The 22596-nt window shown below is 38.6% G+C and carries 16 protein-coding genes; 7 read left to right on the forward strand and 9 right to left on the reverse strand.

Annotation, left to right across the window (positions count from 1 at the left end):
- Positions 1-10 precede the first annotated feature (10 nt).
- The 5 genes from CAL6303_RS24040 to CAL6303_RS24065 all read right to left on the reverse strand — a co-directional run bounded on the left by CAL6303_RS24040 (position 11) and on the right by CAL6303_RS24065 (position 6805).
- Positions 11-748: a polysaccharide deacetylase family protein gene (locus tag CAL6303_RS24040; protein WP_015200440.1), complete on the reverse strand. Its 738-nt coding sequence runs from the start codon at positions 746-748 to the stop codon at positions 11-13.
- A 2-nt stretch (positions 749-750) separates the two neighbouring features.
- Positions 751-1959, reverse strand: a complete 1209-nt coding sequence (locus CAL6303_RS24045) for a glycosyltransferase family 2 protein (protein WP_015200441.1) — start codon at positions 1957-1959, stop codon at positions 751-753.
- A 551-nt stretch (positions 1960-2510) separates the two neighbouring features.
- Positions 2511-3941, reverse strand: coding sequence for an FAD-binding domain-containing protein (locus CAL6303_RS24055; protein WP_015200442.1), 1431 nt, complete (start codon positions 3939-3941; stop codon positions 2511-2513).
- A 129-nt stretch (positions 3942-4070) separates the two neighbouring features.
- Positions 4071-4367, reverse strand: coding sequence for a hypothetical protein (locus CAL6303_RS24060; RefSeq protein WP_015200443.1), 297 nt, complete (start codon positions 4365-4367; stop codon positions 4071-4073).
- Positions 4368-5149: 782 nt separating this feature from the next.
- Positions 5150-6805, reverse strand: a complete 1656-nt coding sequence (locus tag CAL6303_RS24065; RefSeq protein ID WP_015196346.1) for an ISKra4-like element ISCasp2 family transposase — start codon at positions 6803-6805, stop codon at positions 5150-5152.
- Positions 6806-7278: 473 nt separating this feature from the next.
- On the opposite strand from CAL6303_RS24065, the gene CAL6303_RS24070 reads away from it, so the two are divergent.
- Positions 7279-8232 carry a hypothetical protein gene (locus CAL6303_RS24070; RefSeq protein ID WP_015200444.1) on the forward strand — a complete coding sequence of 318 codons (954 nt, stop codon included), beginning with the start codon at positions 7279-7281 and terminating at the stop codon, positions 8230-8232.
- Positions 8233-8344: 112 nt separating this feature from the next.
- Here CAL6303_RS24070 and CAL6303_RS24075 read toward each other — a convergent pair whose 3' ends face one another.
- The 3 genes from CAL6303_RS24075 to sufC all read right to left on the reverse strand — a co-directional run bounded on the left by CAL6303_RS24075 (position 8345) and on the right by sufC (position 11968).
- Entirely contained in the window at positions 8345-9607 is a 1263-nt protein-coding gene (locus CAL6303_RS24075; RefSeq protein WP_015200445.1) for a cysteine desulfurase, read from the reverse strand.
- Positions 9608-9821: 214 nt separating this feature from the next.
- A complete protein-coding gene (sufD, locus tag CAL6303_RS24080; protein WP_015200446.1) occupies positions 9822-11177 on the reverse strand; it encodes a Fe-S cluster assembly protein SufD in 1356 nt (451 codons plus the stop codon).
- A gap of 2 nt (positions 11178-11179) precedes the next feature.
- A complete protein-coding gene (gene sufC, locus CAL6303_RS24085) occupies positions 11180-11968 on the reverse strand; it encodes a Fe-S cluster assembly ATPase SufC (protein WP_015200447.1) in 789 nt (262 codons plus the stop codon).
- Between the two features lie 212 nt (positions 11969-12180).
- Between sufC and CAL6303_RS24090 the strand changes: the two genes are divergently transcribed.
- A complete protein-coding gene (locus CAL6303_RS24090; protein WP_041739933.1) occupies positions 12181-12387 on the forward strand; it encodes a hypothetical protein in 207 nt (68 codons plus the stop codon).
- Here the strand turns inward: CAL6303_RS24090 and sufB are convergent, their stop codons facing one another.
- Complete coding sequence (gene sufB / locus CAL6303_RS24095; RefSeq protein ID WP_015200448.1) at positions 12388-13827, reverse strand: Fe-S cluster assembly protein SufB; 1440 nt, start codon at positions 13825-13827, stop codon at positions 12388-12390. It abuts the gene before it with no gap.
- 244 nt (positions 13828-14071) lie between these two features.
- Between sufB and sufR the strand changes: the two genes are divergently transcribed.
- The 5 genes from sufR (at position 14072) to CAL6303_RS24120 (ending at position 22584) form a co-directional block, all read left to right on the forward strand.
- Positions 14072-14788, forward strand: coding sequence for an iron-sulfur cluster biosynthesis transcriptional regulator SufR (sufR, locus tag CAL6303_RS24100; protein WP_015200449.1), 717 nt, complete (start codon positions 14072-14074; stop codon positions 14786-14788).
- A 514-nt stretch (positions 14789-15302) separates the two neighbouring features.
- Entirely contained in the window at positions 15303-15974 is a 672-nt protein-coding gene (locus tag CAL6303_RS24105; protein ID WP_158333177.1) for a hypothetical protein, read from the forward strand.
- A gap of 477 nt (positions 15975-16451) precedes the next feature.
- Positions 16452-16838, forward strand: coding sequence for a hypothetical protein (locus CAL6303_RS24110; RefSeq protein WP_015200451.1), 387 nt, complete (start codon positions 16452-16454; stop codon positions 16836-16838).
- A 131-nt stretch (positions 16839-16969) separates the two neighbouring features.
- Positions 16970-19354, forward strand: a complete 2385-nt coding sequence (locus CAL6303_RS24115; protein WP_015200452.1) for a filamentous hemagglutinin N-terminal domain-containing protein — start codon at positions 16970-16972, stop codon at positions 19352-19354.
- 503 nt (positions 19355-19857) lie between these two features.
- Positions 19858-22584: a CHAT domain-containing protein gene (locus tag CAL6303_RS24120; protein WP_015200453.1), complete on the forward strand. Its 2727-nt coding sequence runs from the start codon at positions 19858-19860 to the stop codon at positions 22582-22584.
- Positions 22585-22596: the final 12 nt, after the last annotated feature.

The raw sequence follows: 22596 nt of genomic DNA on the forward strand, positions 1-22596 counted from the left end.
TTACGGACTTTTAAACCATTTTTTGACTCGTTACAGAAACCTGAGTTTGCAGCAATTGAGAAACTGTGAGAAACCGATAACCCTCAGCTTGCAGCCGATTGATGACAATTCTAGTAGCGTTTATTGTCGCAGTGCGATCGCCTCCACCATCATGCAGTAATATTATCGTTCCTGGCTTGATATTTTCTAAAATTCGATTGGCGATAATTTCTGGGTCAGACTCCTGATAATCTTTAGGATCTAAACTCCACAAAATATTCTTCTTTTTTTGTTGCTTGAGAATATAAGGTAAAGTTAAACGCTTAAATCCAAAAGGAGCGCGAAAGAGAATTTCGTTTTTAACCCCTAATTCCCTCAACAATTCATCAGTTTTATTGATTTCTTTAAGTAGGAATTTGGGGGTTTTCCAAATCATTTTCTGATGTGAGTAGGAATGGTTTCCAACTTCATGTCCACTAGCAACTAATTGTTTGATAACTTGGGGATGTGCTTGGATTTCTTTGCCGATGGCGAAAAATGTCGCCTTCACTCCTAAATTATCCAACAAATTAATTAGCTTAACTGTATACTCTGGATTTGGTCCGTCATCATAGGTTAATGCAACCACAGAATCATTGGTTTCAACCTGATTAAAGTATTCACCCATGATTTGATATTTGGATGTGGCAGCTAGTTTCTGGAAAAGATAAATACTAACTGCGACAAAAATCAATAAAAAGATGATAAGTAGGTGGGTGGGAAAAATCATTGTTAACTGATTTCAATATCTCGTTGAGTCCGAATCCAGGTTCTTTGAGGTTTAATTAAAAATGACCAATAAATACTTAGATTCCAAAGGATGTAAATTGGTATTTCTAAAAATATTCTTGCAGGGAAATCATTTTTAGCAAATTTATTCCAAGCCCCAAAGATTGCAGTAAATAGCATTAGACCTTGAATACTTGCGATTCCAGCAGGGATAGAAGAGATAGGGAATATCATCAAGCTGATCACTACCTCCATTAGCCAAAGAGATACAAGCAAAGATAGCGGTGGAATAGCCATATCTAAACCAATTGCCAATAAGTCAAGGCGTTTTTGTCGCCAAGCAGCAAGTAACATAGCAGGAACTTGGGTTAGTAATGTTTGTAGATGTCCATGAACCCATCGGGTACGTTGGGTATTTCCTGCTTGCTGATGTTGGGGAAAATAACCTGTGACTAATGCTTGTTCACAATAAACGGGACTATATCCAGCCACCGCTAAATCTAAGCCGAGTTGCTTATCTTCCACAATGTTGCCACTGGCAAAGCTAACTTGATCAATTATTGCCCATGGGAAAGCCATTCCTGTCCCCGTGAGGGTTGCAGGTAAACCTAGATTGTGAAGTCCTCGCTGACGAACTAAATTCTTCATAATAAATGCCAAGCTGGAAATTGCATCCCGTGGTGTGGAGTGTTCTGCCGTTTTGAGCAGATTTGTCGCTTGAATTGGTCGATTTTTAGCGATCGCTATCTGTGCTAAATGGGTGATGGTGTCATGATGCACTTGACAGTCTGCATCAAGGAAAACAACTACTTCCGGTGGATTTGCTTTGAGGTGCTGTAAACCCCAATCTAGTGCGTATCCTTTGCCTCTGTATGTAGCATCAAAACGCTCTAAAACAGTGACTTTGTACTGCCGTGCGATCGCAGCTGTCTCATCACTACAGTTATCAGCCACAACAATTACTTTATCTGTTGGGACTAACTCGTGCTTTAGTCTTAACAATGTAGTATCAATGCAAGATGCTTCATTGTAGGCTGGAATTATGACTGCAACTGATGGTCTGGTTAAATTGTTGTAGTTTATGTGATCAGTATTTTTTAATAGTGCAGCAATACACTCAATAAAAAAAAATAAAATTGGTAATCCTATTAGAATAACGAAGAAAAAAGTAACTATACTTAGTAACAGATAGATTAAAAGATAATTTTCCATGTAAAAATCTCATTTGTTCCGCATTATCCAAAATATTGAATTTATTGCACTTTCTCAATATCTAGAAAATACTAAAAATATATAATAGGGGTATTTACAAAATTATTATTTGGTGGTAACAAGCTTTTTTAGGAACAAGGGTAACATTTTGTGGAAGGAAAATGTGGACTCAAGGCACAAATTTGCAGAAAAAAATTCGCAGAAACTTTAATTAGTAGCCGTAGAAATTTTGAGCAATATGAGTCGAAGTCTTCAAATGCTCGAAGAGGCAGGGGGAATTCATGAGCTATTTCCCCTTGCGTGGAACCCCTACAGGTTGTTTATGTGTTGCAATGATTTTTTTGTAATCGGTAAGTTGATGGCAGCTAGATTATATAAGTCAAAAACACAAAATGATTGTAGTGTGGGCAGCGTTCGATGGTTCCTGAGCCTGTCGGAACGAAGTGTACCGGAGGTAAGGACTGAGCAACTCACGCCGAAGTCCTGCCCGCGCCTTATACGCAAAATAGATGCATTGCAGCTTATTACTTTATAAATAGGCTCCCAAATAATTAAGCTTTTTGTTGCTGATACCTTTCCTTGAATAACTTTTGCTGAATTTTGTGATCGACAATTGCAGATGGATAACCTAAAGCACGACGTTCTAAGGGTGTAATATTACCAGTTAGTAACTCCCCTGTATCCACAGAGCGTAACTCTGGAACCCATTGTCTGATATAGTCACCATCACGATCAAATTTTTGTGCTTGACTTGCGGGATTAAATATGCGTATGGGTTTTGGATCCATCCCGCTAGATGCACTCCACTGCCAACCACCGTTATTTGCCGACAAATCCCCATCAATCAGCTTTTGCATAAAGTATTTTTCCCCTAAACGTGGATCTAATAGTAAGTCCTTGGTTAAAAAACTTGCTACAATCATCCGACAACGGTTATGCATCCATCCAATTTCATTTAATTGTCGCATTGCTGCATCGACTATTGGATATCCTGTTTTCCCCTCACACCAAGCTTGATAATGCTGATCGTTAGTTTCCCAAGGAAATCCTTTAAAGGCATCACGGTAGGGACCATCTGCTAATTCGGGAAAATGATACATCACATGTTGATAGAATTCCCGCCATGCTAATTCTTGTTGATATGTGCGGATACTATCTCTGGCTTCATCACTACGACTATTTTCAATTGCTGATAAAGTTGCTTGCCAAACGTGGCGGATACCAATTACACCAAATTTTAAGGCTGCACTGAGTTGGGAAGTACCGTCAATGGCGGGGAAATTACGATCCTCTTGATAATTATTTATCGCTCGGTAACAAAATTCTTCTAAGCGTGATTGGGCTGTAGCTTCCCCTGGGGCGATAATTAAATCTCCATCCCAAACAAAGCCTAAATCCTTCGCGCTTGGTAACTCAATTACACCATTTTTTCGGGCAATCTCCATCTGGGCAGATGTTAATCCTGCCACATTTGCTAAAGTTGCTACGGGCTCTGCTTTTGGTTTACTATACCAATTCTTCCAAAATGGACTATAAACTGTGTATGTCGAATTACTGCCTGTGCGGATTTCATCGGGGGTATGTAGAAGTTGATCCCAATTAGGTGCTAAGTAATCAATTCCCTGTTCTTTGAGGGCATCAATTACCGTATGGTCTCGTTTTTGAGAATAAGGTTCCACATCCCAATTCCAAAATACTGCTTTTGCACCCAAAGCTGTGGCTAGGGTTGGAATTACTTGGGTTGGTTCACCTTGCACAATTAATAATTGGCTACCAACTTCAGCATAGCGTTGCTGCAAAGCTTGCAAACAACCAATCATGTATGTCACCCGCACTGGAGCAACATGATCAGGATTGAGAATATTCGGATCTAAACAAAATAAACCGATTACTCGGTGAGTGCGATCGCGTGCTGTTGCTAATCCTGTATTATCAGCAATACGGAGATCACGACGATGCCAAAATAAAATTAAATCAGACATTCCAACTTATAAATAGTTCCCTTGTACTAAATTAGAACTATTTTTGACTAATAGCAACTGAGTACGGTGCGTAAGGTTTTTACGAGCTAACATAAACTCAGCCCAAATAACTTCATATTTGCTGTATTATTAAAGCATAGGCTCTAACATTTTTTTGATCGCAGCAATAAATAATCGTGCTTCCTCTTCTGTCGGTATATCGATGAAAAGACGTTCTGTGTCTAAATTAATAAAGTACGGACAGTAGATTGCATATAATCCCAGGGTTTCAGATTTATACAAGTTAATTTCCGTTTGCCCTAAGTCTACTTGATCAATAATGTCATAACCATAATTGACTAACCATTTAATCCAGTTACCTTCTCCAATACGCGCAAGCTTGAACTCGTGTTTTGACTTCCAATCAATTACCTTGACATTATTCATCTGAGAGTTGTATCTTCTGCTAGCCTGAGTCGCCTATATTCTTGTGAATGTTTTTCACCCAGATTATAGGACTTGCGTGATTAATAAAAGTCTGATTACACGGATCAAACTTGTTTGGTCTTGCTCCTTTGCTAATTTATATGTGTGGAAAATCAATATGTGAGTTTTTGAACTAAAGAAGGGAATTTTAAATCAATTGAAACAAATCAAATAGTAGTCCTATAGGATTAAGATAAGAATTATTACAATATTTAAATATTGAGTTAAATATCTGATTTGTTTTAATGATTTGGAGTGTTGCTACTATTGAGTACTATAGTTCAAAAATATGACAAATCTGTGACAAACTTAGAGCAAAAACTTCCCTGACAAAATATTCTGGGTAGAGGGTCGCTTTGACATCTCTGTGTGCGGCATAAATGCATCGACATTCTAAACAGTTCCAAAACAAGGCGGCTCAAGTCAAGGTGTTTTGGTTTCCCAGATGCGAGATCTGGTAAGTATAGCAGTGGACATCTCGGTTAGAACATAAATATTGGTCTAAAAGATTGGTCTAAAAGCGAACAGGGAATAGATAAATCTCCTAACAAAAATGGCTACAGCTAAGTAGATGGTTACAAATAAACAGAACTTCTTAGGTTTCCGCTATGTAACAGAATATAAACTTAGCTCAAATCCTTAACACTACCCACTCCCCACAACGATAATTTCTCCTACCCACCTACTTGTAACTGCATGAATTGATTTGGGTGCGGCTCTTTTAGTAAGACAGGAAATGTAGTTTAGACAGGTATTGGAAGGGGTGAAGGGGTAATAGGGCAACGGGCTTTAGCAACTCGCTTCATCAAGGGAATTGCACCTTGATACAGAGCAAGATGATTGCGTTTATGCTCTTGGTGTAAATGGAAGCGCCAATACTTATGCCAATCCCCGCTAATATACAAAGAACGAAGCCGTAAAACAGCCTCGGCACCAGCTAGACTCCATCTGGCACCAGTAATATCCATCCGATCTTTAATCAGATGACGGCAAGCACCTTCGATAACTCCGGTAGCAATTGGCAACCCAGCTTTTAAATAATCATGGTATTTGAGATATTCGCGGTTGTTGAGCAAATATCTGGCACAGTTATCCACAGGTTTGCGTTCTTGGGGTGTGAGTTTACGTTTTGTCGCGCTTGTTCGCATCCCAGAAGCAACATCACTGGATTTCCCCTCAAGGATAGACTTCAAACGTTTCGTAACCCAGGCTTCGGCTTGTTTATCCGTACTGGAATAAAATACAAATGCTGCTTTCCACAAATACTCAATCACATGGATAATATCCAGGACAATAGTCAGTTCGAGGTGATGTTTTTTGGTAAATTTCTTCATCAACGATAATTGTTGCTTATTACCATCGACCAAGGCACAAAAGCGTTTTTGCCGATCTGGATCACGATGCAATGCCTCATCGAAAGCCTCTTTAATGACGACTTCTGGTTCCTTGGCAACAGAAGCCCAAACCCTTTTTCCAATAGGTTTAGGACGCTTTATTTTCTTATCCTCATCGGATGGGTTAACTATTTGCTCAACTGTACGAACAAACGGGTTGATTGTGTAAACTGAAGCTACCGTTGCCATTCGTTTGGCATTGGCTTTTTCTCCTTTGGTTAAACGCTTATCTAACTTCTTGCTGGAAGCTTGCGCTCGTTTTTGGGTTTGGGGACGTAAATCCTCTGTACGCACCGCCACTTCGACACTGGGCACAGCCCGTGTCGAGTGGCTCACAATCACACCTTTCCCATCTGCACTGATTACAACAATTTCTCCTATTTCCTCAACTTGTACCGCTTCTGCCTGTTGATATGTGTAGAAATCATCAAAATCGACAGCGCTCTGGTACGCTAGTTCTTCTGCTTGCCGTTTACCAATTTTGGCTGCTGTTGTTTTTTCGATAATATCCACTGTTTCCCTAAATCCTGAACGAGCTACTTCCACTGCTACTCGTTGTCTTAATCCGTGAGAATATTGTTCTGCTGGTAGGTTTAGCTCTGCATCTAATGGAAATAGGGTGTTTATCTTTCTACCTCCGTAACCGATTCGGTTTGCGATTACTGTGCCAAATATTGTTGTTAATTTCCTTGACAATTTTTTCTTGTGCGTTCGCTTGGCTTGGTCTTTTCCTACCCACTCAGAATCCGTTTCGTCTTGGCTACGCTTATCAAAGTATCCTTGTAACAGCCTTCTAAGTAGTTCATATCCATTATCAAGCAACTTACTTTCTATTTCTCCATGCTCCAACCCACAAATACTATCTGAGTCCAGCCAACCAACTATTTCTTCAAATAGTTCTCGTGCTTCTTCCCAAAACATCCCTGGATTTGATCTAGATGCTTGCATACGTCCGTACTTATTCCCGTTTTTATCTTTTGACAAGCAAGGATGCATCTGTTTCATTTTTGCACTGAAACATTACTCTGGTTGACTTGTCTCCTATTACTCTTATACCATACCTTGTACTACTAAAAGAGTCGCACCCAATTGATTTTGGAAGTATACTAGTAAGCTAGGTAGGAACTTATATATTCAACAGTAAATATTTTTTCCAGGTAGTTAATTGAACGGTGTGCGACAACTTGCAGAAATGTATTCTATGTTGCTATTTATACCTAATTTTACGGAAAATAAATCATCAAAACACAGTATCTTCATACAATAAGCGAGATACCACATATACAATTTTTACAGTCAGCTAGATAAATAGTCTCTGAATCCAGATAAGTATTATATATGTGCAGAAAATGAGCTAATTACTTTATTTTCAAGCATTTTTTCTGTGAAGCTTTCAGGTAGTGCACAATTTTTTTTCAATTTCAATGTGTATTTAATCACTAATATCCACAAATAGCTCGTATTTTAAACAACTAAGTATGCAAACAGCGATTTGTACTTTGTATGAAGGTGATTATCACTACGGAGTTGGAGTTTTAACTAACTCACTCTATAATCACGGCTTTCGTGGAAATGTTTGGGTAGGATATCGAGGAGATTTACCATTTTGGGCACAGTCTGCAAGGAAATGCGAAGGACTTAAGTCGCTTCAATATCATCAACAAACCGTAGCGGATGGCTGCACAATAAAATGGGTTCAATTGGATACCCCTAAGCATTTAACGAACCACAAACCAGATTTTATGTGGGACGTAATGGAACACTACGACCCCGAAATCGAGGCAGTATATTATTTTGATCCGGATATTGTGAATAAATGTGATTGGGATTTCTATGAATATTGGGTCACATGTGGTGTTGCAGTTTGCTGCGATAGTTGGACTATTGTGCCAGCTAATCAACCTCGACGTATAGCGTGGAAACAATTTGCTGAAAATAATGGATTTAGCAATATTCGTGATTTAGATCATCATTATAATGGCGGTTTTATCGGTGTTCATCGGGAGCATAAATTAGTTCTTTTGATGTGGAGAAAACTGCTAGAAATTGCATCTGAAACTGGATATCTTGATCTGCAAAGACCCTATTCCCTCAAACACACAAATACATATCCATATTTTCCTAACGATCAATGTGCTATGAATTTGGCATTAATGATTAGTTCTTGTCCTTTAAGTACAGTTGGTCCTGAAGGAATGGATTTTATTCCAGGAGGGATTACAATGTCCCATGCAACGGTTCCCAGTATCAAACCCTGGCGGAAAAAGTTAATTATTGAGGCTTTAAAAGCAGACCCACCAACAATTACAGATAAGGTTTATTGGCAACATAGTCAAAGCCCTATTCAGTTGTATTCCGGCACAACTTATAAATGGAACCAATTTGCATTACGCGTTGGTTCAGCGATTGGTCGTTTTATACGTCGTGCATAAATTTAATTGTTTAAGTGACTACTAGTAAACAGTAACTAAATCATCATAGAAAGGGCGATAGAATTCCGCCCTTTTTATTTGATAGATAGATTGATTATTTACAGTAAAACTATTAACTCATCATACTATTGAAAAAATGAATTGTTTCTTTCAATGCTTTAATAAAAACATCGATTTCTGCATGGGTATTGTAGAAAGCTAAACTTGCCCTTGCTGTACCGGAAAGGTTTAAGTAACGGTGTAATGGTTGGGTGCAATGATGTCCAGAACGAATTGCAACACCTTCTTGATCTAATAATGCAGATAAATCGTTAGCGTGGATATTTTCGACAGTGAAAGATGCTAGTGCTGCACGTCCAAAACCGTTAGCTTTAGGTTTGGTTCCGTATGTGGCAATACCAGGAATTGCTTCTAACTCTTGGAATAAGTGTGCAGTTAATTCGGCTTCGTAGGCATGAATTTGATCCATACCGATTTTATTAAGATAATCGATGGCAGCGCCGAGTGCGATCGCTTCTCCAATCGCGGGGGTTCCGGCTTCAAATTTATGTGGTAATTCTGCGTAGGTGGAATGTTCTAAATATACTTCTGCGATCATTTCCCCACCACCCATAAATGGGGGCATGGATTCGAGGATTTCTAGTTTGCCGTAAAGGAATCCGATGCCAGTTGGCGCACACATTTTATGTCCGGATGCCACTAGCCAATCACAGTCTATTTGTTGCACATTAATGGGCATGTGGGGAACGCTTTGGCAAGCATCAATTAATACTTTGGCGTTGTGTTTGTGGGCGATTTGACAAATTTCTGCCACCGGGTTGATGCAACCGAGGGTGTTGGAAACATGGACAATTGAGACTAATTTGGTTTTGCTGGAAATTAAGGATTTAAAATGTTCTAAATCAAAGCCTTCTTCGGGTGTTAATTCCACATGTTTGAGTACCGCACCCGTTTTTTGGGCAACAAATTGCCAGGGTACTAAGTTGCTGTGGTGTTCCATTACCGAAAGAATAATTTCATCTCCAGGTTGGAGATTATTCATTCCCCAGCTATATGCTACCAAGTTGATGGCTTCGGAGGCGTTGCGGGTGTAAACAATTTCGTTGCGGGATGCTGCGTTGATGAAGGCAGCAATTTTATCTCTTGCACCTTCGTATGCATCGGTGGCTTTACTGCTGAGGGTATGTGCGCCACGGTGAACATTGGAGTTATATTTTTCATAATAATCACGCCATGCATCCAGAACAAATTTGGGTTTTTGGGATGTGGCAGCGCTATCAAGGTAAATTAGGGGCTTGTTGTTAACTTCTTGCTGGAGAATGGGAAAGTCGTTGCGGACTTTTTGGGCAATGCTTTGTTGTTGGGTAATAGTCATAATCAGTAAACAGTAGGTAGTAGGTACTAGGCAGTAGTTACTTATAAGGTAAGCTTTTCAAGCCTGAAACCCCTCAGAGACGAGACATGTCGCATCTCTGTTTATTTGCATTTTATTTATACTAATAACAGTTAAAACTTCGACTTTTCAAATGCCTAGAGTGGTTTTAGCAGTTAACAGTTAGTTAACTGCTAACGGCTAATAGCTAACTGCTTTAAAATTGTTTGACTATTGCAAATAAATTGTCGCGCAATGATGCAACGGGGATATGGTTGATAATTTCCGTGGCAAAGGCATTAATTAACAACTTGCGGGAAGCATGTTCATCAATACCTCGACTTTGCAAATAGAAAATTTCATCATCTTCCAATTGGCTAACTGTGGCACCGTGGGCGCATTTTACATTGTCAGCGGTGATTTCTAGTTGGGGTTTGGTGTCAACTCTGGCTTTGGGGGAAAGGAGTAAATTCCGGTTTAATTGGGATGCGTTGGTTTCTTGGGCTAATTTAGGGACAAAAACCTTACCGTTAAATATGGCATGTGCCTTATCAGCGACAATATTTTTCTGTAACTGATTGCTGATACCATGGGGATGATTGAGTGCGATCGCGCTATGCATATCTGCCACTTGTTCACCCTTTACCATTACTAAACCGTTGAGGGTGGTTTCGGTTTGTTCGCCTGTTTGGAGAATTTCGAGGTTGTGTCGTGAGACTTTGCCGCCGAATGCGATCGCGTTACAGGTATAACGGCTATATTTAGCTTGGGTAACTGCTGTTTTGCCGATATGGAATGTGGCTAAATTGTCTTTTTGAATTCTGCTGTGGTTCACACTGGCATTTTCACCAACCCAAATTTCTGTAACTGCGTTGACGAAATGTCCATCTTGATTTTCGGTGACAAATTCCTCAACCAAAGTCACTTGAGAACCTGTTTCGGCTACTACTAAACAGCGAGGTTGGGAAATAACTGGATTTTCACCAGTGGTTACATAAATTAGGTGAATTGGAGTTTCCACAGCCACATTTTTCCCAATCCAAATCACTGCTGCATCTAGCATTCCCGCAGTATTTAAAGCTGTAAATACTTCGATTGCCCCTTCTGCTTGAGCAAAATATATTTTAGCCTTTTCTGTATATTCAGCAGGTAGTTGAGATAGGTTTGTGACGGTGATTCCTTCAGGTAAACCAGAAACAGCAGATAATTCGGCTGCGTAGACACCATTTACAAATACCAAACGGCTATTTTCGCATTCCTGTAAAAACGCGATATTGGAAGATGTGATACTGCCAGACGCAACATTGAAATTAACCTGTTTTAACGCCGATAAATCTGTAAACCGCCATTCTTCATCACGGGTAGTCGGTAAAGTTGAATGACGTACCCAATTTGCCGCTTTTTCTTTAACTTCTGGCAACCAATATAGAGACGAATTATTTTTAGTCTCTAATACCTGATTTACCAAACCCTTCAAATATTCATCTCTATCTAACAAAGTTGCCGACAAACTCACCACATTAGAATTGGGAATTGGGCTAGGAGAAACTTGGGAAGCTACTTGTGTTTTCATCACTATACCCCCACAGCTTCCATATTTTGATCTAAAATCCAATCATAACCACGTTCTTCCAATTCCAACGCCAAATCTTTACCACCACACATCAAAATCTGTCCCCGCGCCATCACATGCACATAATCCGGGACAATATAATTCAACAATCTTTGATAATGGGTAATCATAATTGTGGCATTTTGGGGATTTGCCAACTGATTCACCCCACCTGAGACAATTTTTAGCGCGTCAATATCCAAACCTGAATCAGTCTCATCCAAAATTGCGACTTTTGGTTCCAAAAGTGCCATTTGCAGAATCTCATTCCGCTTTTTCTCACCACCCGAAAACCCTTCATTCACACTACGATTCAAAAAAGCCGAATCCATCTTCACCACATCCAGCTTCTCATAAACCAAATCTTCAAAATCGAAAGGTTCTAATTCTTCCAAACCTTCCGCTTTCCGCTTCGAGTTATAAGCAACCCGCAAAAAGTCTAAATTACTGACACCAGGAATTTCCAAGGGGTATTGAAACGCCAAAAATATCCCACTTCTTGCCCTATCTTCAGGTTCGATTTCCAAGAGGTTTTTTCCTTGAAAAATTACCTCTCCACCTGTAACTTGATATGCCGGATGTCCAGCTAAAACCTTAGAAAAAGTGCTTTTACCAGAACCATTTGGTCCCATTATCGCGTGAATCTCACCTGCACGCACTTCTAAATTCAAACCTTTTAAAATTGGAGTTCCATCAACACTCGCTGTCAAGTCCCGTACCGACAGCACAACTTCGCTATTTTCAATAATCATAATCTTTCTATTCTCCCAAGTCTTTGTGATATAGGCATCTTGCCTGCCATTAAATGCAATTTTGAGTAGCTAAATGTAGGTTGGGTGTAGCGTAGCTTGCGCGACGTAAGTCGTTAGCGGAACCCAACATCAATGAGATGATAATGTTGGGTTACATTCCACTCCAACGCTGGTTCCTAAATAAAATACAACTCTTAATTGTGTAGATATTGGTGTTGGGTACTCCGAAACGTAGTAGACAGGTAGTGGCTTCTGTAAGTAGCAAGCTAACGCAAAGCCTCAACCCAACCTACAAAGCTTTTTACTCTGTAGATATTGGTGTTAGCTTACGCAAAACCTCAACGTCAGATGCTTCAACAGGGGGAACCCCCGCAACGCAGGGACTCCCCAACCTACAAAGCTACAAAGCTGTTCACTGATTACCCGACACTACCTTCAAGTTTCAAACTCAATAACTTGTCAGCTTCCACAGCAAACTCCATCGGTAACTGATTAAATACATCCTTACAGAAGCCGCTAATCATCATGGAAATTGCATCTTCTGCTGAAATTCCTCTTTGTCTAAAGAAGAAAAGTTGATCTTCACCTATCTTAGAAGTTGAAGCTTCATGTTCCACCTTTGCAGTTTGATTTTGTACCTGAATGTAGGGGAAAGTATTAGCGGCAGCACTATCACCAATCAACATGGAGTCGCACTGTGAATAGTTTCGCGCCCCTTTAGCTGTAGGATTCACCTTCACCAAACCCCGGTAGCTATTACTGGAGTTACCTGCGGAAATACCCTTAGAAATAATTGTACTGCGGGTATTTTTGCCAACGTGAATCATTTTGGTTCCGGTGTCGGCTTGTTGCATATTGTTAGTTAAAGCAACCGAATAAAATTCCCCGACAGAATTATCACCAACTAAAACACAACTAGGATACTTCCAAGTAATTGCCGAACCTGTTTCCACCTGTGTCCAAGAAATCTTAGAATTTACACCCTGACACAAACCACGTTTTGTCACAAAGTTGTAAATTCCACCTTTACCGTTAACATCACCTGCATACCAGTTTTGGACGGTGGAATACTTGATTTCAGCATCATCCATCGCCACAAGTTCCACCACCGCTGCATGTAACTGGTTGCTATCATACATCGGCGCGGTACAACCTTCCAAATAGGAAACATAGCTACCTTCTTCAGCCACAATTAAGGTACGCTCAAATTGTCCGGTGTCGCCGTTGTTGATGCGGAAATATGTGGAAAGTTCCATTGGGCACTTCACACCCTTGGGAATATACACAAAAGAACCATCACTAAATACAGCGGCATTCAAAGCCGCAAAATAATTGTCAGCAATGGGAACAACACTTCCCAAATACTTCTTAATCAGTTCAGGGTGTTCTTGGAGGGCTTCTGAGAAGGAACAAAAAATCACACCATCTTTAGCTAACTTTTCCTTAAAAGTTGTCGCCACCGAAACACTATCAAAAATGGCATCCACAGCCACATTTGCCAAGCGCTTCTGTTCAGAAAGGGAAATTCCCAACTTTTCAAAGGTTTCCAACAAAGTCGGATCAACCTCATCCAAACTATCTAACTTTTTTTTAGCTTGCTTGGGCGCAGAATAATAGATAATATTTTGATAATCGATGGGTGGATAATTTAAACCCGACCAATCTGGTTCAGTCATCTTCAGCCACTGTCGATACGCCCGCAGACGAAACTCCAGCATAAAGTCCGGCTCATTTTTTTTCGAGGATATGAGGCGAACAATATCTTCACTCAATCCACGGGGTATGGTGTCCGACTCAATGTCGGTGACAAAGCCGTATTTGTAGGGTTGATTGACTAGGGTGTTGACAGTAGCACTCATTACTTGGTTCTCTTTAAGGATTCTTTTTAAGGATGGAAGACGGGCTGTGAGCCGTTTCCGAATATGTTTAATGGAAACTTTTACGGAGTGTTCAAACGGCTGCTAGAATAGATTAAAGCATTAAAACAACATAGCTGTTGTTTAACTTATCTTTATTTTACGCTAAATTAACAACAAGATTGTTGTTAAAGTGAAATTTTCTAATTTAATTTTTGTTTAATTTTTGAAAATACCCAGGACGAAAATGCAAATCACGCAGCAGTCCTCAACGAAGCAGGATATATTAGAGTATCTTTTGAAACATTCACAAGCCTCAGCACTTGAATTGGCAGAGGCTATAAAAGTCAGTCCACAAGCGATTCGTCGCCATTTGAAAGATTTGGAGACGGAAGACTTAATTGTGTATTTTGCTGCCTCGCTAGGGAAGAAAAACCAGAATCATGATGAAGAAGGTTCCGAAGTTCGAGGGATGGGACGACCACAACATATATATAGGTTAAGTCAGCGGGGACGCGATCGCATTCGGCGTGCAAGTGAGGAACAGGGTGATAGCTACGGTAACTTTGCCGTTTCCCTGTTGGATACCATCGCCGAAACAGTGGGACGCGATCAATTTAGTACAATTCTGCAAAAACAGTGGGAACGTAAAGCCCTAGAATATCGGGAACGAGTGGGTGATGGTTCATTGCTACAAAGGTTAGCAATACTTGTAGAGTTACGGAAAGCTGAAGGCTACATGACCGAATGTCATGCAGTAGAGACGCAAGAAACATCTACGCATCCCGGCTTTATCATCGCCGAACACAATTGTGCCATATCTAATGTTGCCGAATCGTTTCCTAGCGTCTGTGGACATGAATTAGAAATGTTCGCTGCAATCTTACCCGATTGTATAGTGGAGCGTACCCACTGGATGATCAACGGCGAACCAAGGTGTGGATATTTAGTGCGATCGCGCTAATTGCTTGTGCAAGAATTATAGATACATTGGAAAAAAGCTCAAAATCTTGGGTGTGTATTTGCTTGTGATTCCGCGTATACACCAGTACATTTCGGTAGAGAACAGAAAATTATACTTTCATCCTTGGTAGTCAAAATATTTTTGCACCGGGACTGACTACTAAACTATAGAGAGTTATTACTTAGATACATATATAAGTTTAGACTTGTTTTTTTTGAACAGAAGGAATCGCCGAAAGCCCTACACCATATAGGTTATAGTTATGATTCGCAGGAAGTAACTGAAACGCTTGCTAGAACTAGATCTCACGGTTTTTTGAACTTATAAAGCAACAGGTCTATTATGGTGACAGTAGAAAAAAATAATGTATAAAATTATCATAAAGTATGTCTGCTTAAAAGCTTTCTAAATAAAAAGTTTCCGTAAATAATGCCACGAAGGAGTTATCTTTTTGGGTATAAAAAATATACTAGCAACCAGCAGTCTAGTTTCAATTTATACCTATATTCTTCCCATGTCACAAGCACAATTAAAGCTATCGAATTTATTACATTATCCTCTCTTGCAAAAAATTATTTACGGGGCAAAAATTCGTCGTCCGAAAACTCCCCATGTAGTAGGAATGAAGTTTTTCCAAGAGCACTCCATTTGGGTTTTAGATGCCAATCGTTGCCCTTGTGATTTGGAATTCATCGACTATCTGCGGGAATTTAATATTCAAGGTAAAAGTATTTTTCATTTTGGCACTGGTAATCATCATATTATTGGCTTAGAAAACCAACAAAACGGTTTAAACAATGAAATTATGGGGATTACCGCAGCTGCACCGGAACATTCCTCCTATGTGCGTTTTGTAGTGGAAAATCCTGCATTAGCGAAATATTACAAAGTATTATTTGCTGATATTTATACTTTGACAGGTAATAGCTTACCCGAATTTGATATTGTTAATTTATTTCATTTGTGCGAATTTTATTTACCAGAAAACAGCAAATTTACCCATCACTGCGATTCTAGTCTTGTCCAGCTATTTTTAGACAAACTCAAACCCAACGGTAAAATTCTCTTTTACCCTGGTTCCTTCGCATGGGGAGATGCCGAAAAGATAGTAGAAGAATTTACCCAAGCCGGTAAAATTCGTAAATTTGGCGAATATAAACACCTTTTGATTTACGAAAAAGCCTAAATCCTAGGATCGAGGGGATAGGAAGTAGACACACCACAAGCCCTACCGTAGGGCATCCAATCACAACTGATCATCTTGCCAGTGGCAACATCGAAATTAGCTATTAAGATCTACAAGGCAGTAGTGAGTAGACAGTGGGGGAAAGCCGTTTATTACTGGGCTTTTCATGGTTAAATAATGGTCTGGTTATTTACGCCGTACTGTACTAGTGGTTTGTCAAAATAAAAATGACGGTTGTAGAGACTTAGCACTGCTACGTCTCTACGGGATTATGGATGTGTACATAACCGTCAAAATAAAATTGACAGACTACTAGTTTAGCTATTCCAAGACCGCTAAACTCTTCTGGGATACCCGAAAAGCTATTTCCAGAATCAATTTTGTATGTTTTTGAATTCTTATCAGGAATATCACCACATGATTTTGTAGAAATATTCACAAGTAAATTTTAACTTCATTTACCCAAGAATATTAATTATGAAACGTAAAATGTGCATAGCATTCAGCCAACGACTCGCTAAGTTGCTAGCTTTAGCTTTATCATTTATTCTCATGTTTACTTCAGTTGCTACCGCTGGAGAAACTACAGTTTCAACTATCCAGGAAATATCCACTTCTGCTAATGTAGAAAATATTTTCCAATCCCCAGCTAGTCAACAAAATTCTGTATCATCACCAGATCAATTTGGAGAATGCACAACCGATAATAAAGAAGATGGTTTGTTGAAACTAGTTAAAAATGGTAAGAGAGTCTGTTTGCCACGCAAAAAACTTGCGTGCGGTGAATGTATGACTAATGGCATGTATGGGTACAAGTTACGAATCACACCAACAACTTGGTTATGTACTGCATGTTCTTATTAAGTCTATCCAAGACTAACTGATACTCAGACCTACAGGTGCTAAGAATACTAACAATAATAAGATTTAGAAGCTACTTATCAAGTAATATTTGACTTGATAAGTATTTTTTTATAGGTTGTCTGCCAGCATTCATGAACAAGCAGAGTTTCAGTTTTTCAACAGTCAATTTATTTCTTCTCTATTTTTTAATTCCCAATACTCCAGTTTACGCACAAATCACATCTGACGGAACCCTCTCTACTCAAGTTAACAGTAGTAACAACCTAGATTTTATTATTAAGAATGGTAATCGTTCAGGAGAAAATCTCTTTCATAGTTTTAAAGAGTTTTCCATTCCTTCAGGGGGTTCAGTAACATTTGTCAATGATTTAGGCATCAAAAACATCATTACCCGTATTACAGGTACATCAACCTCCAATATTGACGGTTTACTAAAAACTAATGGCTCTGCAAATCTATTTTTAATTAATCCCAATGGCATTGTTTTTGGGAAAAATGCGTCATTAAATATTGGTGGTTCCTTATTTACAACTACAGCAAGTAGTCTAGTTTTTGCCGATGGTAGCCAATTTAGTGCTACAAATCCTCAAGCTTTACCCTTATTAACTGTTAGCGTTCCGGTTGGTTTACAATTTGGGCAAGTTGCCAAACCGATTCAGTTTGAAAGTACGAATCTTCAGCTTTCAAATGGTCAGACGTTAGCAGCGTTAGGTGGTGATATTGCTGTTAAAGGCAGTAACTTGTCTGTACCAGGAGGACGGATTCAGTTGGGGAGTGTTGCACCAGGTAGCTTTGTTAAGCTTACTCCCATCAATCAAGATTGGCTGCTAGGGTATGTTGCAGTAAGTAAATTCCAAGATATCAAAATATCGGAAAGAGCATTAATTGCTACTAGTGATGTTGGTGCTGGGGCTGGGGCTATTGAGTTGCGAGGAAAGCAAATAGCGATCGCTAATAGATCTGAAGTGGGAAGTGTAACTTTGGGAAATATACCAGGACAACCCATCAGCTTAGAAGCATCAGATACCATAGAAATGAGTGATTTCAGTATCTTAGCAAGCGTTAGTTTTGGGACAGCAGCAGCTGGTGATATTAATATCAAAGCCAAATCATTACTTCTGCGACAAGGAATTATTGATGCATCCACCAATAATTTAGGGGCTGGGGGTAATATAAATATCAAAGCTAATGGTATTGATTTATTTGGAGTCATTCAAACTGGGAGCAATAGCCGTCAACTTAATGGTGGTGATGCTGGAAAAATTGACATTTCTACTCAAAAACTAGTTCTGAATAATGGTGGAAGAATTTCAACAACCACATCCGGAACCGGGGATGCAGGAGATATCCTCATTAATGCTGGTGAATCTGTGACAGCTACAGGTGTGGGAATTATCAACAAAAACAGTTTTTCCAGTGGCATTTTCTCCGAAACTAAAGTACAAGGATTTGCACCCCTAATAAATGGTAACGGTGGTGACATCATTGTGAATACACCGCGTTTATTCCTTAAAGATGGTGCGAGCATTTCGGTTGCTGCTATTAACGGTAGTAATGGCAAAGCTGGCATATTGGATATTAATTCTGTGGACTCATTAACTGTCGCAGGTAGTAGTTTTGATACAGATGGCAAATCAATTCCCAGTAGTTTATTAGCTATTAGTCAGGGTGCTGCAAGTGCTGGTGACTTGAGAATTAGGGCTGGTAAACTAATTATCAATGATGGGGGAATAGTCAGTGTTAGTAGCAATAATTTTGGGAAAGCAGGTGATTTGCAGATTACAGCTAACAGAACACTACTGGATAACCAAGGAAAAATTGCAGCCGAAACTATGTCGGGATTCGGGAATATTAATCTGAATTCCCAAACATTAATCTTGCGTCGTGGTAGCAGCATCACAACAAATGCCAAAGGAGAAAATATCAGCGGTGGTGATATTAATATCAATACAGAGATCCTCGCTGCTTTTGAAAATAGCGACATCAGCGCCAATTCTGTGGACTTTCGTGGTGGCAATATCACCATCAACACTCAAAGTATCTTGGGGACTGAGTTTCGCACCACAACTACCCCAGATAGCGATATTACAGCAACCGGGGCTAATTCGTCCCTAAACGGCAACGTCATTATTAATACACCAGATATAGATCCCAGTTCTAGCTTAATTGAGCTACCGGATAGTTTTAGCGATCGCTCTCGCCTAATTACCCAAGGCTGTCCTGCATTTCAAGGTAACTCATTCACAATTATTGGGCGCGGAGGTTTGCCGAATTTGCCAAATGACATGATTCGTAGCAATCAAACTGCAACTATCGATTGGGTAAAACTAAATCCCCCTCAAACCACGCAACCTCCTAAAGTTCCCAAGCATCACCCAAAATTAATCACTCCTAAGCAAATTGTTGAAGCAAATAGTTGGATAGTTAATCAATCTGGTGAAGTTGAGTTAGTCACTTTGTCTTTTCAGAATCATGTAAATAATTTTGTTTCCAGTGGCTCTAAATGTAATAATTAGTTTATTGTGATACCAATTCAATATCAAGCTGCACATTACTATAATCCTCCTCGCTAGCCTACGGTGTACACACAAGTATCGAATTCCCCATATTTTTTATAATTCCACGCCCGCTAAAGTCATCTACAAGATGACTGAATATTTTTAGTTTTTAGTCCATTTAAATGGACTTTTGCTGTGAGACTGGGATTTTCAATCCCAGGCGGAGTCAGGGATTTACCGACTTGTGTGTACACCGTAGCCTCGCTATCGGGGAGGGTGTGCTTTAGCGCGGGTGGGGTTGTTTAAGCTTAGACGCATCTAAATGACATCTTTTGAAGTCTAAAAGGCTTGCTATAAAGCTTTTGCGATTACAAACTAAGTGCGTTTTAGCTTACTATGCATCTTTAAATAAAAATGATATGAGACTTTAATTACAAATCTTCACCTGCCATATCCACATACCAAATCTTGATGTATGAGGCAATACTAAATATTTGAATTTTTCGAGAATTGAATAACATATGAACAAGAGACTTTTTCAAAAAGTATTTATTGCTATATTCACCACTTTAATGATCATTGTTAATCCCCTATTCCCGATAAATATAAATACATCAAATACAATAGCAAAAGCTCAAGATATTGCTAATAATCCACAAAATTTGTTAGATAAAGCCCAGTTATTGTATCAATCTGGAAAATTTTTAGATGCCGCAATAGCTTTACAAACAGCAGCTACAATATTTCAGCAACAGGGAGACAAATTAAAAGAGGCAACAACGTTAACAAATCTTTCTTTGACTTTAAATAAACTTGGTCAAACAGATAAAGCTGAAAGCACAATCATAAAATCACTGAATATTCTTACTCAACTTAACTCTAACCTACAGAATACTTCCACTCAGAAAATACTTGCTGAATCTCAAGAAATTCAGGGACAAATACAACTAGACTTAGGTAAAACAGAGCAAGCTATAGATAGTTGGAAAAAATCTGCCAATATCTATATCTCAATTAAAGACGAATCTGGTTTTACCCGGAGTTTAATTAATCAAAGTATTGCCCAGCAAAATTTAGGACTTTATCACCAATCTCGTGCAACTTTAGAACAAATTTCTCCTCTTTTGCAAAAACAACAAGACAGCAGAGTTAAAGCTATAGCTTTACGCAGTCTTGGTGATGTATTACAATTAGTGGGTGATTTAGATAAATCTCAGGAAATATTACAGCAAAGTTTAGATATCAGTAAAAAAGTCAAATCTCCCACAGAAATTAGTTCTACCTTAATTAGTTTAGGGAATAATCAAATGGCTTTAGGAAGGCGAGGTAGCTTACAGTATAGTCAAGCAGATTACAGCAATTTTACACCACTAACTTGTGTCATAGATCAAAGTATTAAGCAATCTTCAACAACAAGTAAAAATTACTCTTTAGCAAATCAATTATATACTGAAGCTGCCGCAAAATCTTCCTCTGAAATCATCAAGATTCAAGCTGAATTAAACCATTTACAGGCATTGCAGAAATTACAAAAATGGTCAGAATCAGAAAATATCTCTCGCCAAATTAAATCTAGACTTAAAAAAATTCCAATTAATCAAAATACGATTTTTGCTCAAATTAACTTAGCGCAAAATTCCATCTGTCTCAAAAAAGCGCTAAATTCAAATTTAATCACTTGGAGAGAAATCGCTGATGATTTAGCAACAGCTATTCAAGAATCTAGAAAAATTAAAAGTCAACGTTATGAAGCTTATGCTTTGGGGGTTTTGGGAGGAATATATTTAGAAATAAAAGACATATTAAATGCCAAGAAACTGACAGAAGAAGCTGTGATTTTAGCGGAGAAAATTAAAGCAATAGATATTGCCTATTTATGGCAGTGGCAATTAGGATATATACTGAATTTACAGGGCAATAAAAAACATGCAATTAATTCTTATATTGAAGCAGTAAATACCCTAAAATCTTTAAGAAATGATTTAGTGGCTCTAAATTCAGATGTTCAATTTTCATTCAGGGATAATGTTGAACCAGTTTATCGACAATTTATTGATTTATTACTTCAACCTGAAAATAAGAATAATCAGAATTATCAAATTAGCCAAAATAATTTATTTTTAGCTCGTGAAGCCTTAGAATTACTACAATTAACCGAGTTAGAAAACTTTTTTAAAGTATCTTGTTTGCTACCTCAGCCAAAGCAAATAGATGAAATAGTTGATAAAACAGATCCTACTGCCGCTGTGATTTATCCAATTATTTTAAAAGACCGTTTAGAAATTATTCTCAAATTACCAAATCAATCCCAATTTAGACATTATACTATTTATGAAACAGCAGATAAAATTGAAAATACCTTAGATAAACTCCAGCAATATCTAAGGGAGCCAGATCGCATTAATAATGTAAAAACTTTATCTACTCAGTTATATCAATGGTTAATATCACCTTTAGAAGCAGATTTAGCAAATCAATCTATTAAAACATTAGTATTTGTCTTAGATGGGGCTTTAAGAAATATTCCCATGGGAGTTATCTACGATCAGAAAAATAATCAATATTTAATTCAAAAGTATGCGATAGCTTTAGCCCCAGGTTTGCAACTTATCGAATCAACAACTTTAAAAAGAAAAAATTTAGAAATTTTAGCAGTTGGAATTAGCAAAGAAAGAGAAATTGATGGTAGAAAGTTTGCTGAACTTAAAAATGTAGCAACCGAATTAGAGCAAATTAAAACAACAATTACTAGTAGTAAAGGAATGATAAATCAAAACTTTACGATAAAAAATATTCAAAACCAAATTAAAGAAATACCCTACACAGTTGTACATATTGCCAGTCATGGAGAATTTAGTTCAAACGCCAATAAAACTTTTATTCTTACTTGGGAAGAACTTTTAAAAGTGAGAGATTTTGATAGATTATTGCGGCTTCGTAGTCAAAGCGAATCGCGTGCAGTAGAGTTACTAGTATTAAGTGCATGTCAAACAGCATCGGGGGACAAACGAGCAACATTAGGACTTGCAGGTGTAGCTGTTAAAGCAGGTACTAGAAGTACAGTTGCTACTTTGTGGTCAGTAGATGATGAATCGACTACCGAGTTTATGAGCCAATTTTATCAAGAATTAGCTAATATGAAATTGAGTAAATCAGAAGCATTGCGTCGCGCTCAAATAGCTATATTAGATAAGTATAAAACTCCTTTTTATTGGGCACCTTATGTGCTTGTGGGGAACTGGTTGTAGGGTGAGCTAATT

The organism is Calothrix sp. PCC 6303, assembly GCF_000317435.1.
GTDB lineage: Bacteria > Cyanobacteriota > Cyanobacteriia > Cyanobacteriales > Nostocaceae > PCC-6303.

What these genes read in the sequence shown, in the direction of transcription:
- CAL6303_RS24055 (WP_015200442.1), bottom strand. Translation starts at nt 3,941, where the DNA reads ATGTCTGATTTAATTTTATTTTGGCATCGTCGTGATCTCCGTATTGCT.
- sufD (WP_015200446.1), bottom strand. Translation starts at nt 11,177, where the DNA reads ATGAAAACACAAGTAGCTTCCCAAGTTTCTCCTAGCCCAATTCCCAAT.
- sufC (WP_015200447.1), bottom strand. Translation starts at nt 11,968, where the DNA reads ATGATTATTGAAAATAGCGAAGTTGTGCTGTCGGTACGGGACTTGACA.
- CAL6303_RS24120 (WP_015200453.1), top strand. Translation starts at nt 19,858, where the DNA reads ATGAACAAGAGACTTTTTCAAAAAGTATTTATTGCTATATTCACCACT.
- CAL6303_RS24060 (WP_015200443.1), bottom strand. Translation starts at nt 4,367, where the DNA reads ATGAATAATGTCAAGGTAATTGATTGGAAGTCAAAACACGAGTTCAAG.
- CAL6303_RS24070 (WP_015200444.1), top strand. Translation starts at nt 7,279, where the DNA reads ATGCAAACAGCGATTTGTACTTTGTATGAAGGTGATTATCACTACGGA.
- CAL6303_RS24075 (WP_015200445.1), bottom strand. Translation starts at nt 9,607, where the DNA reads ATGACTATTACCCAACAACAAAGCATTGCCCAAAAAGTCCGCAACGAC.
- CAL6303_RS24065 (WP_015196346.1), bottom strand. Translation starts at nt 6,805, where the DNA reads ATGAAACAGATGCATCCTTGCTTGTCAAAAGATAAAAACGGGAATAAG.
- CAL6303_RS24105 (WP_158333177.1), top strand. Translation starts at nt 15,303, where the DNA reads ATGTCACAAGCACAATTAAAGCTATCGAATTTATTACATTATCCTCTC.
- sufR (WP_015200449.1), top strand. Translation starts at nt 14,072, where the DNA reads ATGCAAATCACGCAGCAGTCCTCAACGAAGCAGGATATATTAGAGTAT.
- CAL6303_RS24040 (WP_015200440.1), bottom strand. Translation starts at nt 748, where the DNA reads ATGATTTTTCCCACCCACCTACTTATCATCTTTTTATTGATTTTTGTC.
- CAL6303_RS24045 (WP_015200441.1), bottom strand. Translation starts at nt 1,959, where the DNA reads ATGGAAAATTATCTTTTAATCTATCTGTTACTAAGTATAGTTACTTTT.
- CAL6303_RS24115 (WP_015200452.1), top strand. Translation starts at nt 16,970, where the DNA reads ATGAACAAGCAGAGTTTCAGTTTTTCAACAGTCAATTTATTTCTTCTC.
- CAL6303_RS24110 (WP_015200451.1), top strand. Translation starts at nt 16,452, where the DNA reads ATGAAACGTAAAATGTGCATAGCATTCAGCCAACGACTCGCTAAGTTG.
- sufB (WP_015200448.1), bottom strand. Translation starts at nt 13,827, where the DNA reads ATGAGTGCTACTGTCAACACCCTAGTCAATCAACCCTACAAATACGGC.